Origin of the sequence: Nocardia sp. CWNU-33, assembly GCF_046764895.1 — a bacterium.
GTDB lineage: Bacteria > Actinomycetota > Actinomycetes > Mycobacteriales > Mycobacteriaceae > Nocardia.
This window is the reverse complement of sequence record NZ_JBKOQN010000035.1, coordinates 14,748-31,051: the sequence shown is the minus strand read 5'-3', so window position 1 is coordinate 31,051 and position 16,304 is coordinate 14,748. Positions and strand designations below refer to the sequence as shown.

The window sequence follows — 16,304 nt, the reverse complement described above, 5'->3', positions numbered from 1 at the left end:
TGGTCCAGCTTTGCGGCCACTTCCGAAGTGCAGGAATTCTCTAGCCCGCAACACGTTCTCGGCTCAGGTCCAGGCGCGTGTGTCCATGTCGAGCCGGAATCGGCCATAAGGGTTGATATTCGACCAGAACAACGGCGACATCGCCCGGCGCTCGTTGTCGCCGACCAGGTCGTGGAATTCCGGATTCTCCAGGACGGCTTGGAGCAGAAGGGTATTGATGTGCACCATCGCCGATTGCAGCAGGTGCAGCGCCGGCATCGAGACCTCGGCGTGTTCGCGGTCGGCGCCGGTGAGCTGGGAGTCCTTGCCGTAGAACACGACGGTGTTGGCGGAGTTCCAGTTCTCCACCACCTGCAACCCGCTGTTGATCTCCCGTCTGAGCTCTTCCGACGCGAGGAAGTCGCAGGCGAAGATCGTGCGCACCGCCCGTCCCAACTCTTCAAGGGCTTGATAGGTGGGGTGTTTCGGGCCGCCGCGAGTGAACCGCCGCAGGATCGACTCGCTCTCGGCGGTGCCCAGGCGCAGCGCGGTCGCGTATTTGACCATCTGGTCGTACTGCTGCGCGATCAACTCCCACCGGATCGGGCGGGTCAGCACCGGACCCAGCTCCCCGTACACCGCCGTGTCGTCGGGCCGGTACAACCGGATCGAGCCGATGTTCTTCAACCTGGGCAACAGCTTGAACCCCAGCAGCTCGGTGAAGGCGAACCCGACCACCGATGCGCCGTGGGTGTCGACGTAGTTGGCTTCGATCTCGGCGTCGGTGCAGTGCCGCAGCAGCCCTTCGATCATGGCCGCCACCTCGGAGCTCGAGCACGATTTGAGCTGGGAGTAGATGCAGACGTTGCGGCGTTCGACGTGCCAGTAGATCATTACCCCGTACCCGCCGTACCGCTGGTGATATTGCGTCATCAGGGTCGACTCCCAGGAGCCGAACTTCTTCGAATCGCTCGCGCACACAGTGCCGGTGCCCCACCAGTTCGGATCCCGCGCCGCGAACGTGGCGTTCACCAGTTTCGTTGTCGCGCGGCGCAGATTGTCGCGAGTGATGAAGTGCCGACGCACATGCCGCAACGCCGCCTCGGACTCCTCATGCTCGCCGGTGTTCACTATCGCCCGGATCCCCATGTTCGTCCCGAGCGCGAACAGGTCCAGCAGCAGCCGTCTTCGCAACGTGTCGCGGTCGATCACCTCACGAGAGGCGACCGAGGTGAACTCGGCGGTGAAGTCGGTGAGAAAATCGGCGTCCTTGAGCACATCGAGGAGATTCAGGGTGCCCCAGCGGCGGGCGACCTCGGCCTTGATCTTCTCCAGGTTCTCCGGCTCCGGCTGTTTGTCCAACTTCGGCACACTGATCCACTGTTCACCACGCCGCCGCGTCAATCGCACACCGCCGGTAGTGTTCTGGGCCAGACCGGTATCGAGACGGGCCAGGGCCTGGCTCATCCGCTGCTTCAACCCCGCGATGAACTCGGTCGGATCCAGCGGCTGACGGATCGCGGCGTAGTGCACCTCACGGGCGGTGTCGAAATCACCGGGCAGATCATCTTCAGGGTTGCGCCACCGGTTCCCGCTATCGACATAGATCTCGCGTCTTCGGATCGCGTCCCGCAACGCGACCAACACACACAACTCGTATGGGATGCGCTCGACGCGCCCCTTCTCATCGACCACCGCCTCCCGCCACGCTTTCGGCACCACACCATCGAGCGGGGCGAGCGCGTGTTTGTCGTAGAAGCGGACCTTCCCGTCGATGCTCGCGTAGCGCGCCAGCAACTCCATCGCCACCATGACCGGCCGGTAGGCGGTGTTGTTGCACCGAAAATCCAACGCCGCCAACAACGCCGGCAACATCCGCCGATAGTGATTCGAGTACGAGCTGCGCAGCACCGTGCGCACCCGCGCCTGGAACACCTGGTCGTTGGCCTTCGCCTCTTTCACCAACTCCCGCAGCGTCTTCTCCCCGACCACCGGATACAGGGCCTCACGCACGATGTCGTCGGGATGATCGACCGCCGCTTCGGCCAGCGGGAACAGAATGTTCTCCTTGCCCCGCACCCGCCGCAGATCCTCGGTCAGCTCCTTTTCCACCCGCCGATCCGCCCGCGTATTGACCTTGTGCACCAGCTCGATCAGCAGATCCACCAGTGCGTCGGTGATCTCGGCCGACCGCACCCAGCACAATGCCGCCAGCAAAGTCAGCATGATCGGCTCGGGCATATCCCGCAGATCTGACGGGAACGACCGCGCCGCTCGTGCCCGCCACGCGTCGACCAGCTTTTCACTCGTATCGCCGAACAAATCCGGTGGCAGCTCAAGCGCCCGCACCGCCGCCAGCTTGTCCACCTCGCGCAGCAACGTCTCCAAACTGACCTTGCCTGGATCAGACTTCAACTCCGCCAACAGATTCCGGCCACTAGCCAACGGAGCCGCACCAATCGCGACCAGGTTGTTCAGCCGGTCGATCGACAGCTCACTCAGCCGCGACACGGTGCGATCGCAGAACCGCTTCTCGAACGTCGTGCGAGCCGATCCGATGATCCGGTCAATACGTCCGGGTGGTTCGATCCGCTCGGCCCGGCAGCGTACCAGCAGCGCCTGACGCAGTTGCTCGTCGCGCAGCTCGACCGGGCACACCTCCGCCGTCAGCCACGACGCAAGCTTGTCCTCGTCGCTGCGTGACGATTCCCGGAAGCCGAACGCATCCCGCACGTGCGCCCGGTGGTACTCGATCGTGCTGCCGCTCCAGCGATAGGTGTCCAGCAGCGCTGGAGCGACCTTGACCTGATCGGCCATATACGCCACCGCGGCGGCCGGTAACTCCTCCGGCCCGGTGGGGAATCAGCCCCCGAGTTCGAAGAATTTCAGCAACAGGCTGAAGCCGAGACGGGTCGCGCCCGACTTATTGCCCACCAGCCGCCAGTCTTCACCGACCAGCGTCCACGACCCGATCAAATCCTCGGTCGACCACTCCTGACGCACGCCCGGCAACGGTAGACGAATCACCCTGAGCGCGGAGCTACTTTGGGGCTGGGGCCAGCTTCAGGATTCCCGGGCCTGGATGGGCGGCTGCGGACCTGCGGCGGTTTCTGTCCCCGGGTCGGTTCGACCGCTACGCACAGATCGCTGGTTCGGACGCGGCCGGAGAACGGTTGTACGAGTGGAATCAGCTTGTCGCCGGTGTCTGGCACGAGACGCTGGGATCGTTCGAGATCGTGCTGCGCAACGCTCTCGACACCCAGCTGATCGTCTTCCATCAACGTGCGCGGAACGGAAACGGCGACTGGTACACCGATCCCAACATGCCATGGATAACCAACACCCGGCTGATGAAGGCGATCCAAACAGCTCGCAATCGGGCCACTCTGAACGGCACTATCCCGGAAGTCCACGGCAAAGTCGTGGCCGAGGTGACGTTCGGGTTTTGGCGCTACACCCTTGCCAACACCTACCAGACCACGCTTCGGGCACCTGCCTACCGCCGCGCTTTTCCGCGGCTGCGACCCCAAAGCCGGATATCGGTCTATGACCCCTTCAGCAGGCCCCGGAAGCCGCAGGCTCCGGGGCTCCGCTCGAAGGTGCTCAGTAAGCGATCGTTTGCCGACAACCCGTGCAGCGACTTCGAGCGCGCACTATGCGGCAGTTGAGGATGGTTGGAGAGCTGGAGCTACGAGCCTTCGGTGTCCCCGACGATGACGTCGCCAGGCTCGAAGTCCGATTTCCGAAGCTCTCGGAAGATGAGGCCGATAGGTGCAGATTCTCCAGGCTGCCGACCGACCCTGCATGTCACATCTATCCACCAACACGTGTCCGACGGACCCAGCCGACCGTCGGCGCGGATCACCCTGAGCCGATCACCAACCTTCACAGTGCCCGACTCGCTGTACCCCGCGACCGCGGTTCCTCGGCCCGTCAGCGTGAATACGTCCTCAACTGGTAGCCGAAACGGCTCGTCGTGCGGTGTTTCGCCGGCCATGACACGATCATGAATGCCATTGAGCCGGAAACTCTCATGACCCTCCGTTGACCGACTCGAACCACCCCCAATGCGGCAGGTGCGGGCGTTCGACAGGCAGGATGGCCCCCATGAGCGCACACGCAGGCCTGCTCCTGGCGATCGCGATCCCCGCCGGCGGCCTGGTCGTGTTCGCGCTGGTCTTCTTCCTGCTCGGCCGCAGGATGCGGCGGCTGCGTCGCGAAGGTCGTGTCACGTACCCCGCGAAGACCACACCCGGCAGCAACGACTTCTCCAGCCCCGCCATGTGAGCCCCTGAGCGGCCCTGGAATCCTGAAGTTCGGCCCGAACGAAGTACCCACTTCTGACCGGCGAACCCAGCGCGACCGGGCGGCTCGGAAAACTATCTGCCGTAGCACCGCGGGGGGGAGGAAGCGGTGCGGGCGCCTGAGACGATTCTTCGGCCGTTTCAACCTTTAGCGCCACCGACAGGTGGCCGGAGCATGCTCTGCCGCAGATAATTCGCGGAGTCACCCGGCCAAACGGTGCCGTTCGTCCAGCTCAGCACCGTCGCTACAGCAGATAAGGGACTCTTACCTGCGGTTACTCGTTACCGTGACTTTTCTCGAATCTGGGCCACCATATGTCTGAAGCAAGTCAACAGATCGATGGGCCACCCCGAATACCGAACAACCCGGTGCTGCTGACTCAGTTCGTGTGCGGGTGCCTGATGGAGTCGCCACCCTTTGTCTCGTGCAGCCGGCCGAACCGGCTGGCGAGCAGATGTGCCATGCTCTCGGCCGCGCCCCGACAGGCGTCATCGATCGTCGCGGCGTTGTGGGTCACCGCGACCGGCTGCTGACCGGTCGGACGAGCCTGCAGCACGCATCGCTTGTCATCCGGTCCGCCTTTACCCGCGTTCTGGTCACTGAGGTGGGCTTCGACGCTGATGATCTGGTCGCTGAAGCGCTCGAGCGTCGAAGCGATCTCCTCCTCGACGTGCCGGATCAGCTTTTCGCCGCTGTCGATGTTGCTGTCGGTGTTGATCAGAATCTGCATGTGCGTATCCATTCCGGTAGGTGGCAACTGTTACTCGGACAGAGGCGGATGGTGTTCGTCATCGACTCCGCCGCCCTAGCCTGCTCCTCCTTTACCTCGGTACTCACCGTAATCCCCGATGATCATCGGACTGAGCGGTCTGGGTCGCCCAATTGTTGGCGAAAGCGATACCCCGGAGTTCCTGGTAGCCCAGCGGCGATCGAGTTCGGCACGGTACTCAGCCTGCGCGACATCGCGGGCCGCCTCGTGCTCGCAAAAGGCAAGAAGAAGGGCCACCATCCCTCCCCTGCCACCGTCCTGCGCATGCTACGCGACCACGACCGCACCACAGACCAAGCGGAAATCCCGGACTGACTCACACCCCGTCAACCGCGGACAGTTCTACTTTGGGGCTGGGGCCAGCTTCAGGATTCCCAGGCCGGGTTGCGGTGCCTGCAGGCAGGGTGAACCCCAGATTCCCACCCCCACAAGCACCCCCAGCTCCAGCAGGAACACCACAACCAGATTCGCACCCTTGATCGCACGCACGATCGCTCTCCTTCGGCTCAGCGCCAGATCAGTTTCAGCACCGCGGGCGTCAACAACATGCGGATCACCGTCGCGTCGATGATCAGCGCGGCGATCATGCCGTAGGCGATGTACTTCATCAGCACCAGGTCGGAGAAGCCGAACGCGCCGGTCACCACGATGAGGATCGCCGCGGCGGAAGTGATGACGCCGCCGGTGTGGGCAATGCCGTAGCGGATCGCCTCGGGTGGGTCGGCGCCGCCCGCGCGGGCCTCGGCCATGCGCGAGAGCAGGAAGACTTCATAGTCGGTGGACAGTCCGAAGATGACCGTCACGATCAGCGCCAGCACCGCGAACATCAGTGGGCCCGGGGTGAAATGGAAGATCCCCGCGCCGTGGCCTTCCACGAAAATCCAGGTGAGGATGCCCAGCGTGGAGCCTAGACTCAGCGCACTCATGAGGACGGCCTTGAGCGCGAGGACGAAGGATCCGAACGCGGCGTACATCAGTCCCAGCGCGGCGACCACCAGGATCGCGGCCAGTACCGGTAGCCCGTCGAGCAGTCCGTTGATGCTGTCGCGCTCCAGCGCAGGCACACCCGCGACCATGACCTCGACGCCGGGCGGTTCGGGGATGGCGCGCAGTGCGGCGATCACCGCGTCGGCGTCACGCTTGTCGGCGAGGCCCGCGTTCAACACATTGATGCCGTCTTTGGTCGGCGCGCCGGGTTCGAAGCGCCCGGTGAGCCCGGGAACCTGGTTGGCCTCGAACCGGATGTCACTGAGCTGCTGCGGATTCGCGCCGATCACCACCAGTTTCAGCGGTTCGGTACGGAAGCTCGGGAAAAGCTCGTCGAAGCGTTCCTGCGCCACCCTGGCCGCATTGTCCTCGGCGAGATAGCGCTCGCTCAGCCCGCCGAACTCGATGTGGCGGAACGGGATACTCAGCGCCAGCAACACCAGCACGATCGGCGCCGCGACCAGCCACGGCCGCCGCATCGCCGTGGTGGCGAGCCGCGAGAAGAATCCGGCATCTATCTGGGCATCGGTTTTGCTATGGGAGAAGCGATGCCAGCCCCACAGATCGATGCGCCGCCCGACGATGCTGAGCACCGCGGGCAGTGCGGTGACCGACAGCAGCGCGGCGAGCAATACCGAACTGATGCCGCCGTAGGGCACCGAGCGCAGCACGCCGATGGGGAAGATGAACAACGCGCCCAGGCTGATCGCGATGATCGCCGCCGAGAACAACACCGTGCGCCCCGCGGTGGCGACGGTGCGCGCGGTCGCCTCCTCCACCGTGTGACCGGAGGCCAACTCCTCCCGGAACCTCGTCACAGTGAACAACCCGTAATCGATGGCGAGCCCGAGACTGACCAAAGTCACTACCGCGCTGGCGAATACGTTGACATTGATGTGGTCGGTGAGCACGCGCATGGTGCCCTGCGTGCCGAGCACCGTCATCCCGCCGATGAGCACGGGAAGCAGTGCGCCGATCACCCCGCCGAAGACGAAGTACAGCAGGATCGCCACGATCGGCAGTGCGATCATTTCGGCGCGTTTGATGTCGTGCTGCATGCCCTGGTTGATGCCCTCGACGACCGGCTGCAACCCGGCAAGCTGCACCGTCGTGCCGCCGGGCCCGCTACCGGCCGGTCCGGCGCCGAGCTCGTCCTTGACCGCGGCGTAGTTCTCCACGGTGGCGGTGCCTGCACCGCGCAGTCCGATGCTGGCGAAGGCGTGGGTGTGCGAGGCGTCGGTGGCCTGCGAGGCGAACGGGCTGTCCCAATAGCTGTCGATCTTCTGGACCCGGTCGGGGTGCTGGGCAAGCACCTGATTCAGTGCGGTCGTCACCGCGGCACGCACCGCCGGATCGTCGACCGTGCTGCCCTCGAGCGCGGTGTAGACGGCGATGATGTCGCTGTCGGTATCGCGACCGAAGGTGTCGTCGGCGATCTTGGAGGCGGCCACCGATTCGCTGCTCTCGTCGAACCAGCCCTCTTGGGTCAGCCTGCCCGACAGATCACGGCCGTACCAGCCGGAGGCGACAACGGCCAGCGCGAACACCGCGAGCACGAGATACCGGTGGCGATAGACGACATGGCCCCACCGTGCCAGGCCGGTATCCAGCACTAGCCGCAGGCCGGGGTACGGTAATCGGCCGAGCGCAGGATGCCACACAAATCGGTGTGGGAGATCTTCCACTTGCCGTCGATGAGCACGAAATGCACCACGGTGGTGCGCACGGCGGAACCGGTTCCGTCTTTGTCCAGGCGCATGGTCGCGGTCAAGGTGCCGTCGCGATTGTCGAAGATCGGGTCGGTGACCCCGTACACGGCGCGCGGATTGTCCTGCAGCGCCTTGTACATGTCCGGGATGGCGTCCTTGAACACCTCGCCGTCTTCGATGAGATCGGTGCGTTCGCTGTCGGGCAGCGCCGGGTCGAGTGCGCGTTTGATCTGCGCGTCCAGTTCGGCGGCGGTCGGCAGCGGCCGGTGCGCGGCGCTCGAGGAGGCGGCGACCGATGAGGACAGCGAGGCGTTGGCCGAGGAGCGCGCGGCATCGACGGCCGCTTCGTCCGGTCCCGAGCTGCATGCCGCGGCCGAGGCCAGCGTGATGAGGGCCGCCGCGGTCAGCGCGGTGCGGGCGAATCGTGTGGTTGGCATCACCATCTACATACCATCGATGACAGAACTGATTCGTCCGAGCAGCGCCCGAACCGTCGTCATGTCACGCTCGGCGGCCGCTTCGACCGGCGCCGCGTCCGGAATCATGTCCCGCACCAGCGCCACCACACTGCGTTCGTCGTCGAGATCGATGTCGGTGACGCGGGCCTGGGCGATCGCGACGACGTCCTCGGGGCCTGGCACGTCGCTGTCGAGGTCGGCACGGTAGATCTCCAGCGTGACGGTCGAGCGGACTGTACGGAAGGCGTAGGGCCTGCCGTCGGCGGTGGTGCCGAATCCGTGAGCAAACGGACCAACGGTTATGTCATCGATGGCAAATCCCGATGGGTGGTCGGCTTTCAACCGGATCTCCCTGAGTTGGACACTGTTTCAACCTAACCGTAACCCCGAACACCGACATTCTCCTCGAGCCGCCACCCCGGTCGGCCGCGCCGGTGCGCCATCATGGTCAGATGGTGATGTTGTGGATGATCGGTCGGTAGTACGTCGGTAGAAGGAGTTCGGTGGATGCGCCCTCGCGGCTCGGTCCCCTCGGCCATTGCGGGTGTCGCGGTGTTGGTGCTGCTGGCCGGATGCTCCTCCGACACCGACGGTAAAGACCTGCCGACCAGACCACCGGCCACCGCCGCGGTCTCCTCGGATACAACCGCCGCACCGGCCGATCAAGTTCTGTCGGTCACCACACCGATCACCGACCTGCTCGTCGTCACCGGAACCGGTCTGCTCGCAGCGCTCGACAGCAGCGCGACGGCGCTGCTGCTCATCGACCCGGCCGCCACCCCGCCTGTGGTGCGCGCGGTCGCGCTGCCCGCGAAGGCCGCTGCCCTCGCCTCGGGACAGGACGGCGAAGTTCTTGTCGCCCTGCCGAATCGGGTGCTGCGCGTCGACTCCGCGGCGTCGACAACCACTGCGGTGACCGTCGATGGTGACGTGCACGCGGTGCAAGAACGCGGCGACGGCGCACTCGTCGTCGGCACGGCTGACGGCAAGGTGCGCGTCCTGTCTCCCGCAGGCGAGGTCCTCGACACCGTGTCCGGGCTCGCTTCGGCCGACGCGTTGGCCCTCACCGGCGATCGGGTGAGCGTGCTCGACCGCCGCCAGACCTCGCTCACCGAACTCGACCTGGGCAAAGACCAGCTCGGGTTGGCGCTGCGTGCCGGGGACGGCGCCACCAACCTGATCACCGACCACTTCGGCCGCATCGTCGTCACCGACACTGCAGGTAACGAACTGTTGGTCTACACGGCCGGACCGCTCGTCCTGCGGCAGCGTTTCCCGGTAGGATCGTCGCCTTACGCGCTTGCCTACGACCAACGGTCCGAGACCGTGTGGGTGACGTGCACGCAGACCAACGAAGTCGTCGGATTCGATCTGTCGACGGGTATACCGAAGGAAGTGGGCCGATTTCCGACGGTCCGGCAGCCGAATTCGGTCGCCATCGACGAGCGCACCGGCGATCTGTTCGTCGGATCCGCGACCGGGAACGGTCTGCAGCGAATCCGGGCGGACCAGCGGAAGGGAGGGCAGTGATGGCGCCGAAGGATGACCAACCACCACAGCACCGAAGGACCCGCAGCCATCGCGCGGCGCTCCCCGCGAGCTGGGAAACCACCAGTGACGACTACGAATACGTGCCGCTGCGACTACCGCCGGAGGTGAATCGGGTGACCGCGTCCATGCGGCTGGCCATTCAAGCCGAATTCGGCGGCTGGGAACTCTCTCGCGTGCGCGCCTATACAGACGGCAGCCGCCGAGTGCTGCTGCGCCGCCGAAAAACCGCGCTGCTACCCCAGCCCGAACCGGGGATGTGAACCGATGTACGCACTGCTATTGCGCTTGATGTTCCTGCTACCGCCGGAACGCATCCACCATCTGGTCTTTGCCGCAATGAAACTGGCCGACCGCTTCCCGCCCTCGCGCTGGGCAATGTCGAAGGTCCTGGTTTCCGACGATCCCATCCTGCGCAACACCGCCTTCGGCGTCGAGTTCCCTGCGCCGCTCGGCTTGGCCGCCGGCTTCGACAAGAATGCCGACGGCGTCGATGCGTGGGCACCGCTCGGTTTCGGTTTCGCCGAGATCGGCACAGTGACCGCCCGGGCCCAGCCGGGCAATCCCGCCCCGCGACTGTTCCGGCTGCCCGCCGATCATGCCCTCATCAACCGGATGGGCTTCAACAATCACGGCGCGGCCGCCGCGGCCGAGCAGCTGCGTGGCCGCCGCGGCGGAGTCCCGGTCGGCGCGAACATCGGCAAAACGAAGATCGTCGAACCGGAGGGCGCCGCAGCCGATTACGCGATCAGCGCGGCGCTGCTCGGTCCGCTCGCCGATTTCGTTGTTGTCAACGTGAGCTCTCCCAATACCCCCGGCCTGCGTGACCTGCAGGCCGTCGAATCGTTGCGCCCGGTGCTGCAGGCCGTGCTCGACAGCGTGCAGGTTCCGGTGCTGGTGAAGATCGCCCCCGATCTTTCCGACGAGGACATCGACGCGGTGGCAGACCTCGCGGTCGAACTGCGCCTGGCCGGCATCGTTGCCACCAATACCACCATCCGCCGCGACGGTCTGCACACTCCTGTCGCCGAGGTCGAAGCCATGGGTGCGGGCGGCCTGTCCGGCGCTCCCGTCGCCGAGCGCTCCCTCGATGTCCTGCGCCGCCTCTACCGCCGCGTCGGCGACCGCCTTGTCCTCATCTCCGTCGGCGGCATCGAAACCCCCGACCAGGCCTGGGAGCGGATCCTCGCGGGCGCTACCCTGCTGCAGGGCTACACCGGCTTCATCTACGGCGGCCCTTTCTGGACTCGCAACATCCATCGCGGCATCGCCGCCCGGCTGCGCGACAACGGGTACAAATCGATCGCCGACGCGATCGGCGCCGAGCACGGCGATCGCTCCTGACACCTGCGGCGGCATTCGGTGCAGCCTTGCATGGTGTGCCGCGCTGCTATCCGAGCACGCGAGGCGGCCCACTGCGATGCATCGAAATGCGGCGTGAGCGGAAGGTGCGCCCAGTCGTGACCGGTGCACCGGCCGCGGCACCCTCAGGTTCCGGCATCTCGCCCACATGCTGATGCATACGCGCCAGGATCCGCTTGGACAGCAGGATCACCGCCTGCTCCCAGCGGATGCCGATGGTGTCCGCTCGCTTGGTCGCTTCGAAGTGCGCATCCCGGTCATGCACGCCGCTCGGATCGCTGAGGATCTCGTCGAGTTCCATGCCGGCCAAAGCCTGTTCCCTGGTCAGCAGTTGGTCGGGCAGCCAGCTCAACGACCACACTGCCGCCCCCGATCCGGTGGTCTTGTACGCAGATTCGGGGGTTATGTCACTGATCATCGTCCATTCGGTCATATGCACGTTCATGGGTGCCTCCGGTGCAACAGCTCGAGCCTGGTGAGCTCTGGGGGGTACAACATGGTCACGAATGACTCCTGTCGAGCATCCGTTGATGCAACAGGCCGATGGCTTGCCGCACGGTGATTCCGAGTCGATCGGCCAGCGCCTGCGCGGCGGGGTCCGATGCCAGGTCCGGATGGCTGAGGATCTCCTGCAGTTCCATGCCGGCCAGTGCCTGTTCGCGGGGTAGTGGATGGGGCAACCAGCTCAGTCGCCACGCCGGTTCCTCGGGGCCTGCTCGCCATGCCCATTCGGGCGTGACGCTGCTGGTCATAGACCGGCTGCTTTCGTAGATCGTCACGGCTGTCTCCATGGGCTGAGGAATCGTCACCGATGCTGCGGCCGGGGAGCGTGGGCCCCGGTGGATCCGAGTAACTCGTATCGACCGGGTCTTGCTGCCATCGGAAGAAGCGGAGCGGAGCGACGACGGCGGCTGATTTCTGTCGGATGTCCGGGTGAACGCGAACCGTTCGCCTAGACCGTGGCGCGGTTGGTCTCCTGCTCGGTTTCGGAGTCGCCGACGCAGTGTTGTCCGCGCCGCCGAGCATGTCGCATCAGGAGCAGCACCCTCATCACCAAACCCTCCCGAGTCGTCTGGTGGGCGATCAGATCGCCGAAACCAGTGTGGCATTTGCCCTTCATGATGGTCAATTGCCGGAGTAAGTTGGGGATTGCCGGATCGTGTTCGCGCTAAACCCCGATCGTCCGGTAGTTCGCCGGCAGAGCACAACGAATCGACAGCACCCAGGGAGGGGCGGATCTTGCAGAACCTTCCGCAGGACTCTCGCATGGTCGCGATACGCAATATCCTCACGCGGCTGTGCAAGTACTCCGGCCTGAGCTCGGATCGCTTGCGCAACACCGAGATCGATGTCGAGCCCTTGCTCGACCTGGTGGTCGTCCGGCAGCGCGCGCTGCGGACGGGCCGGTCACCGGAGGAATCCATGCTGCCCGTCGTCAGCGACATGGCACGCCGCTTGCAGCCGACCGACCGCTTGATCGCCGATGCGGCACTCTCGCTCGGGTTGTTTCGTGAAAGCCCCCCGGACGGAATCGATCTCGATCGCCTCTACGCCGAGAACCTCGGGCAGCGGCGGGAGTATCTGGCCGAGATGTGGCAGCGGTTGCACGAGACGCTGCGGGCCGAGGCCATTCCCGAGGCACCGACGGTGAAGCGGCTGCGCACCTCCTCGGAGCACGACGCGTTCACCGCGCTGGCCGGCCTGCTCGCAGGCGAATCCAGCTACACCATCCCGCAGATGGCCCCCACACCGAAAATCGTAGTGACGCTGCCGAACTCGCAGCCCCGACCGGGCATGGTGACGGTGGTCGGTGACGCGGTCATGGACCACCTCTTCCGTGTCGACCGCATCCCCGCGGTGGACGCGCCCGCTCGCGGCAACGGCTACAGCGAGCATCCCGGCGGCAAAGGGCTCAACCGGGCGGTGGCGGCCGCGCGCCTCGGACTCCAGGTCCGCATCGTCTCCGCGCTCGGGGACGATGAAAACGGCCGTCGCATCAGGGCATACCTCGGCACGGCCGGTGTCAGGACCGAGCTGATCAAGACCGCCACTCGCGCACCCTCACCGATCACCGCGGTCATCATGACCTCGAGCGGCGACATGGCGTTGATCGGCGTGCAGGACGATCGGGTCCGCTTGGAAGGAGCGGATCTCGATGGTCCGAATGTGCGTGCGGCGCTCAGCGCCTCGGATGTGGTGCTGCTGACATTCGAACACCCGATCGGCATCATCGGACAGGTGCTGGCCATGGTCGCGAGCATGCGACCCAAACCGCGGTTGATCGTCTGTCCGACCCCGAGTCTGCGGGTACCACAGGATCTCTATCGCTATCTCGATGCGGTCGACTACCTGGTGGGTTCCGCTGACGAGCTCGACAAAATGCTCCCGGCCGTGACCACCGCGTCGAGCGACGATGTCGCGCAGCGGCTGCGCGGGCTCGGGGTCGGCGCAGTGTGTACGGTCGGCGAATTCCAGTGTGCGATGCGATCGGATCGGCTCAACGTCGACGTCACGCATTTTCCGCAGGCACTCAAGAACGCGCCGGGTGCGGCAGCCGCCTTCTCCGCGGCCCTCGCCTACCGGGTGGTCGTTTCGGAGGGGTCGCTCGGCCGGGAAGACCTCGACTGGGCGACCGCGGCCATGCTGTTGACGCAGAAGCTCGGTGACGTGCCGAGCGCCATGCCGCTGACCGGCGATATCGACCAGATCGTCGAGCGTTATGCCGCGAATCGGTGAGCATCGCATCATCGTGAACGGCGACTTTTTACCACCATGTCTCGCACTTCATCTGCACGACACCACACATCCGCTACAGTCCCCGTCGTGACCACGCACATCCAACGGCGTCGCTCCGGCTCGGGTCCGGGGCAGCATTGATCACAGCCGGGTCCCTACTCGGTGCGACCACTCATCGGTTCGCCCGCAAGGGACGCGAAATACAGGTTTCTGTCATGGAAGTCGCCGGTGGCGCCGAGTACGGATATGTACTGGTCTTCGGTGAGCTCACCGACGGGTGCCTGGTGCGGGTGCATTCCCGGTGTCTCTACGGTGATGCGCTCGGCTCCGACGACTGTGACTGCGGGCCCGAACTCGACAAGGCACTCGACCTCATCCAGGCGGCAGGCGCGGGCGTCCTGGTGTATCTGGAGCAGGAGGGCCGCGGTGTCGGGCTGATCGCCAAGGCGCGCGGCTATCAGCAGAGTGAGCGCACCGGCAGCGACACCTTCGCCAGCTACGAGGCACTCGGCTACCCGGCGGATGCCCGCACCTACAACCACGCGGCCAGGAGTCTGGTGCAACTCGGGCTGCGATCGGTGCAGCTGCTGACCAACAACCCGGCCAAGGCCGAGGATTTTCGGTTGGCCGGCCTTACGGTGACCGTCGTTCCGCTGCGCACCCGTCCACTGAGCGCACGCGCTGCCGCGTATCTGGAGGCCAAACGTCGACGTCGGCGTCATTGGATTCCGACCGACGACGCGCCATGGGCGCCCGCAGACTGGGAATCGGATGCCTTGGGCACTTTCCCGGCTGTGCAGCGTCCACGCCGCAGTCGTCGACTCAGGGGCGTCCGCAAGAGCCGTCTGGCGTTCTGGCGGCGCACCTCCGCTGCCGCGGCGGAAGAGCCGAGCCACGATCCCACCCCGCAGCCCGGGGCGATGCCGAGCGAAGCCGTCGCATACCTGCCTGCCGAACCGGGCCTGTCGGCTCCCGCCACGCAACCCGCTGTCGACAATGCCGCGCAGCACATCGGTTACGAAGTCCCCCAGCGAGCCGCCGTCCCCGCGTAGCAGTGCCATGGGAACTGACCTCCGGCTACCATGGATGCATTGTGCGACTGGCAATTTCACAGTTCGTGCACCGCTTCACTATGCATCGGAGGAGCATGGCCAAAGCGGCATCGGGCCTCTCCGCCACCGGGCATCGGCTGACTCGTAAGGGGCGTGAGCTCCGCGTCCGGGTCATGCCGATTCCCGGTGGCGAAGACGGCGGTCATGCGCTCGTCTTCGGCCAGATCACCGACGGTTGTCTGGTCCGAATCCATTCCCGCTGTCTCTATGGCGACGCCCTGCAGTCCGAGGACTGCGATTGCGGTCCCGAACTGGACAAATCGATGGACCTCATCCAGAACGCCGGGTGCGGTGTGCTCGTGTATCTGGAGCAGGAAGGGCGCGGCGCCGGTCTGATCAACAAGGCGCGCGGCCTGCGCACCAGTGAGCGTCTGGGAGTCGACACGTTCGACAGCTACGAGCGCCTCGGACTGCGTTCGGATATGCGGTGCTACCGACTCGCCGCCGAGGCGCTGACGGCATTGGAGCTGCGCTCGGTGCGGCTGTTGACCAACAATCCGGACAAGGTGCGTGCGGTGCGGGATCAGGCCATCACCGTCACGGTGGTGCCTTTGGGGACGCGGCCGCGCAGCGACAAGGCGCGCAAGTATCTCGAGGCCAAGCGGGAACGTCGCGGGCACATGATCCCGCTCGAGGATGTGGGCTGGTCGTCGAGGTTTCGGCGGTCACATGGGCCGTGGTGGTGTCCGCCGGTGTCCTGGTGCATGCGGCGATTCGCTCTCGCGGTGAGAACCGTCACGATCCCCGACGTCCGGTTACGATGAGTGTCAATCGAAATCGTTGTGGCCCTGAGCATCTGGCGGATTCTAGGGGTCGTTGCGACACGCTGTTGGTCAACTGGTTTCGGCCAGGAGCTCAGTCAGACGCTCGGCTGTGGTTTCCCAGCCGAGCGTTTTGCGTGGACGGGAGTTGGGTTCCGCGGCAGGGATAGTCGCCCGAGATCCGGCGCCGAGGAGCTCCGGCACCGCGTCGAACCGACAGAACCCGGGCGAGAACATTCGCGGTTGACCCACGCTGCGGAGAAGGGCGCGTCCACGCCGGTGCTGATGAAGCTGTCCGGGCATATGTCGGTTCGCAGCCTCGCGAAGTACCCGCGGGTGTCCGATGAAGGTCTCCTGAACTTCCAGGCCGACACCGATCCCGCCGCGCGCCATGGCCAGCGGGCGGGCGAATTGTCTGTGGCCGGGGCAGGAACATGATGAGTATTGAGACATCTATCCCGTTGCACGGCGCAGCATTCTTATGCCCTGTGCTCATGGAGTTGGCCCGCTGCCGACGCTGTGACCTGGGGTGGGCCGTCCTCGATGGCAGAACGAGCGTGTGACTTCACCGGCGCAGG

At 65.4% G+C, this 16,304-nt stretch carries 18 protein-coding genes and 1 pseudogene; 10 read left to right on the top strand and 9 right to left on the bottom strand.

Annotation, left to right across the window (positions count from 1 at the left end):
• Positions 1–63: 63 nt before the first annotated feature.
• Both ACLMAL_RS32410 and ACLMAL_RS32405 read right to left on the bottom strand, forming a co-directional pair.
• Positions 64–2,829: pseudogene (locus ACLMAL_RS32410) on the bottom strand (Tn3 family transposase); the annotation flags it as partial.
• Positions 2,830–2,841: 12 nt separating this feature from the next.
• Entirely contained in the window at positions 2,842–2,982 is a 141-nt protein-coding gene (locus ACLMAL_RS32405; RefSeq protein WP_412002546.1) for a hypothetical protein, read from the bottom strand.
• A 170-nt stretch (positions 2,983–3,152) separates the two neighbouring features.
• Between ACLMAL_RS32405 and ACLMAL_RS32400 the strand changes: the two genes are divergently transcribed.
• Together ACLMAL_RS32400 and ACLMAL_RS32395 are read left to right on the top strand one after the other, a co-directional pair.
• A complete protein-coding gene (locus tag ACLMAL_RS32400; protein ID WP_412002545.1) occupies positions 3,153–3,647 on the top strand; it encodes a hypothetical protein in 495 nt (164 codons plus the stop codon).
• 439 nt (positions 3,648–4,086) lie between these two features.
• On the top strand, positions 4,087–4,266 hold the full coding sequence (locus tag ACLMAL_RS32395) for a hypothetical protein (RefSeq protein WP_412002544.1): 180 nt from the start codon (positions 4,087–4,089) through the stop codon (positions 4,264–4,266).
• Between the two features lie 397 nt (positions 4,267–4,663).
• On the opposite strand, the gene ACLMAL_RS32390 is transcribed toward ACLMAL_RS32395, so the two are convergent.
• Positions 4,664–5,014 (bottom strand): HPF/RaiA family ribosome-associated protein, encoded by a 351-nt coding sequence (locus ACLMAL_RS32390; protein WP_406230527.1) that lies wholly within the window; start codon positions 5,012–5,014, stop codon positions 4,664–4,666.
• Positions 5,015–5,062: 48 nt separating this feature from the next.
• Here ACLMAL_RS32390 and ACLMAL_RS32385 point away from each other — a divergent pair, with 48 nt between their 5' ends.
• Positions 5,063–5,368 carry a hypothetical protein gene (locus ACLMAL_RS32385; RefSeq protein ID WP_412002543.1) on the top strand — a complete coding sequence of 102 codons (306 nt, stop codon included), beginning with the start codon at positions 5,063–5,065 and terminating at the stop codon, positions 5,366–5,368.
• 27 nt (positions 5,369–5,395) lie between these two features.
• Here the strand turns inward: ACLMAL_RS32385 and ACLMAL_RS32380 are convergent, their stop codons facing one another.
• The 4 genes from ACLMAL_RS32380 to ACLMAL_RS32365 are packed head-to-tail and all read right to left on the bottom strand — an operon-like array spanning position 5,396 to position 8,549.
• A complete protein-coding gene (locus ACLMAL_RS32380) occupies positions 5,396–5,542 on the bottom strand; it encodes a hypothetical protein (RefSeq protein WP_412002542.1) in 147 nt (48 codons plus the stop codon).
• Between the two features lie 17 nt (positions 5,543–5,559).
• Positions 5,560–7,653 carry an MMPL family transporter gene (locus ACLMAL_RS32375; RefSeq protein ID WP_412002541.1) on the bottom strand — a complete coding sequence of 698 codons (2,094 nt, stop codon included), beginning with the start codon at positions 7,651–7,653 and terminating at the stop codon, positions 5,560–5,562.
• The gene (locus tag ACLMAL_RS32370) at positions 7,653–8,186 is read right to left on the bottom strand and encodes a hypothetical protein (protein WP_412002540.1); all 534 of its coding nucleotides are present in this window, start codon (positions 8,184–8,186) and stop codon (positions 7,653–7,655) included. The genes ACLMAL_RS32375 and ACLMAL_RS32370 overlap by 1 nt, the downstream gene beginning before the upstream one ends.
• Positions 8,187–8,192: 6 nt before the next feature.
• Positions 8,193–8,549, bottom strand: coding sequence for a hypothetical protein (locus ACLMAL_RS32365; protein WP_328400943.1), 357 nt, complete (start codon positions 8,547–8,549; stop codon positions 8,193–8,195).
• A gap of 165 nt (positions 8,550–8,714) precedes the next feature.
• On the opposite strand from ACLMAL_RS32365, the gene ACLMAL_RS32360 reads away from it, so the two are divergent.
• Genes ACLMAL_RS32360 through ACLMAL_RS32350 form a run of 3 tightly spaced genes read left to right on the top strand, consistent with a single transcriptional unit; the run spans position 8,715 to position 11,099 of the window.
• On the top strand, positions 8,715–9,737 hold the full coding sequence (locus ACLMAL_RS32360; protein ID WP_412002539.1) for a YncE family protein: 1,023 nt from the start codon (positions 8,715–8,717) through the stop codon (positions 9,735–9,737).
• A complete protein-coding gene (locus ACLMAL_RS32355) occupies positions 9,737–10,018 on the top strand; it encodes a DUF5703 family protein (protein ID WP_328400947.1) in 282 nt (93 codons plus the stop codon). Before ACLMAL_RS32360 ends, ACLMAL_RS32355 begins: the two co-directional genes overlap by 1 nt.
• Before the next feature lie 4 nt (positions 10,019–10,022).
• A complete protein-coding gene (locus ACLMAL_RS32350) occupies positions 10,023–11,099 on the top strand; it encodes a quinone-dependent dihydroorotate dehydrogenase (protein WP_328400949.1) in 1,077 nt (358 codons plus the stop codon).
• Positions 11,100–11,145: 46 nt separating this feature from the next.
• Here ACLMAL_RS32350 and ACLMAL_RS32345 read toward each other — a convergent pair whose 3' ends face one another.
• Entirely contained in the window at positions 11,146–11,562 is a 417-nt protein-coding gene (locus ACLMAL_RS32345; protein WP_412002538.1) for a hypothetical protein, read from the bottom strand.
• 55 nt (positions 11,563–11,617) lie between these two features.
• Positions 11,618–11,896, bottom strand: a complete 279-nt coding sequence (locus tag ACLMAL_RS32340; RefSeq protein WP_412002537.1) for a hypothetical protein — start codon at positions 11,894–11,896, stop codon at positions 11,618–11,620.
• 487 nt (positions 11,897–12,383) lie between these two features.
• On the opposite strand from ACLMAL_RS32340, the gene ACLMAL_RS32335 reads away from it, so the two are divergent.
• The 4 genes from ACLMAL_RS32335 to ACLMAL_RS32320 all read left to right on the top strand — a co-directional run bounded on the left by ACLMAL_RS32335 (position 12,384) and on the right by ACLMAL_RS32320 (position 16,164).
• Complete coding sequence (locus ACLMAL_RS32335) at positions 12,384–13,853, top strand: carbohydrate kinase family protein (RefSeq protein ID WP_412002536.1); 1,470 nt, start codon at positions 12,384–12,386, stop codon at positions 13,851–13,853.
• Positions 13,854–14,068: 215 nt separating this feature from the next.
• Positions 14,069–14,905, top strand: coding sequence for a GTP cyclohydrolase II (locus tag ACLMAL_RS32330; protein WP_412002535.1), 837 nt, complete (start codon positions 14,069–14,071; stop codon positions 14,903–14,905).
• A 95-nt stretch (positions 14,906–15,000) separates the two neighbouring features.
• Positions 15,001–15,729, top strand: a complete 729-nt coding sequence (locus ACLMAL_RS32325) for a GTP cyclohydrolase II (RefSeq protein WP_412002534.1) — start codon at positions 15,001–15,003, stop codon at positions 15,727–15,729.
• Positions 15,730–15,969: 240 nt separating this feature from the next.
• Positions 15,970–16,164, top strand: coding sequence for a hypothetical protein (locus tag ACLMAL_RS32320; RefSeq protein ID WP_412002533.1), 195 nt, complete (start codon positions 15,970–15,972; stop codon positions 16,162–16,164).
• The last annotated feature ends 140 nt before the right edge of the window (positions 16,165–16,304 follow it).

Coding starts and splice junctions, on each gene's coding strand:
- ACLMAL_RS32395 (WP_412002544.1), top strand. CDS start 4,087: ATGAGCGCACACGCAGGCCTGCTCCTGGCGATCGCGATCCCCGCCGGC.
- ACLMAL_RS32360 (WP_412002539.1), top strand. CDS start 8,715: ATGCGCCCTCGCGGCTCGGTCCCCTCGGCCATTGCGGGTGTCGCGGTG.
- ACLMAL_RS32390 (WP_406230527.1), bottom strand. CDS start 5,014: ATGCAGATTCTGATCAACACCGACAGCAACATCGACAGCGGCGAAAAG.
- ACLMAL_RS32330 (WP_412002535.1), top strand. CDS start 14,069: ATGGAAGTCGCCGGTGGCGCCGAGTACGGATATGTACTGGTCTTCGGT.
- ACLMAL_RS32325 (WP_412002534.1), top strand. CDS start 15,001: ATGGCCAAAGCGGCATCGGGCCTCTCCGCCACCGGGCATCGGCTGACT.
- ACLMAL_RS32345 (WP_412002538.1), bottom strand. CDS start 11,562: ATGAACGTGCATATGACCGAATGGACGATGATCAGTGACATAACCCCC.
- ACLMAL_RS32385 (WP_412002543.1), top strand. CDS start 5,063: ATGGTGTTCGTCATCGACTCCGCCGCCCTAGCCTGCTCCTCCTTTACC.
- ACLMAL_RS32370 (WP_412002540.1), bottom strand. CDS start 8,186: ATGCCAACCACACGATTCGCCCGCACCGCGCTGACCGCGGCGGCCCTC.
- ACLMAL_RS32355 (WP_328400947.1), top strand. CDS start 9,737: ATGGCGCCGAAGGATGACCAACCACCACAGCACCGAAGGACCCGCAGC.
- ACLMAL_RS32335 (WP_412002536.1), top strand. CDS start 12,384: ATGGTCGCGATACGCAATATCCTCACGCGGCTGTGCAAGTACTCCGGC.
- ACLMAL_RS32350 (WP_328400949.1), top strand. CDS start 10,023: ATGTACGCACTGCTATTGCGCTTGATGTTCCTGCTACCGCCGGAACGC.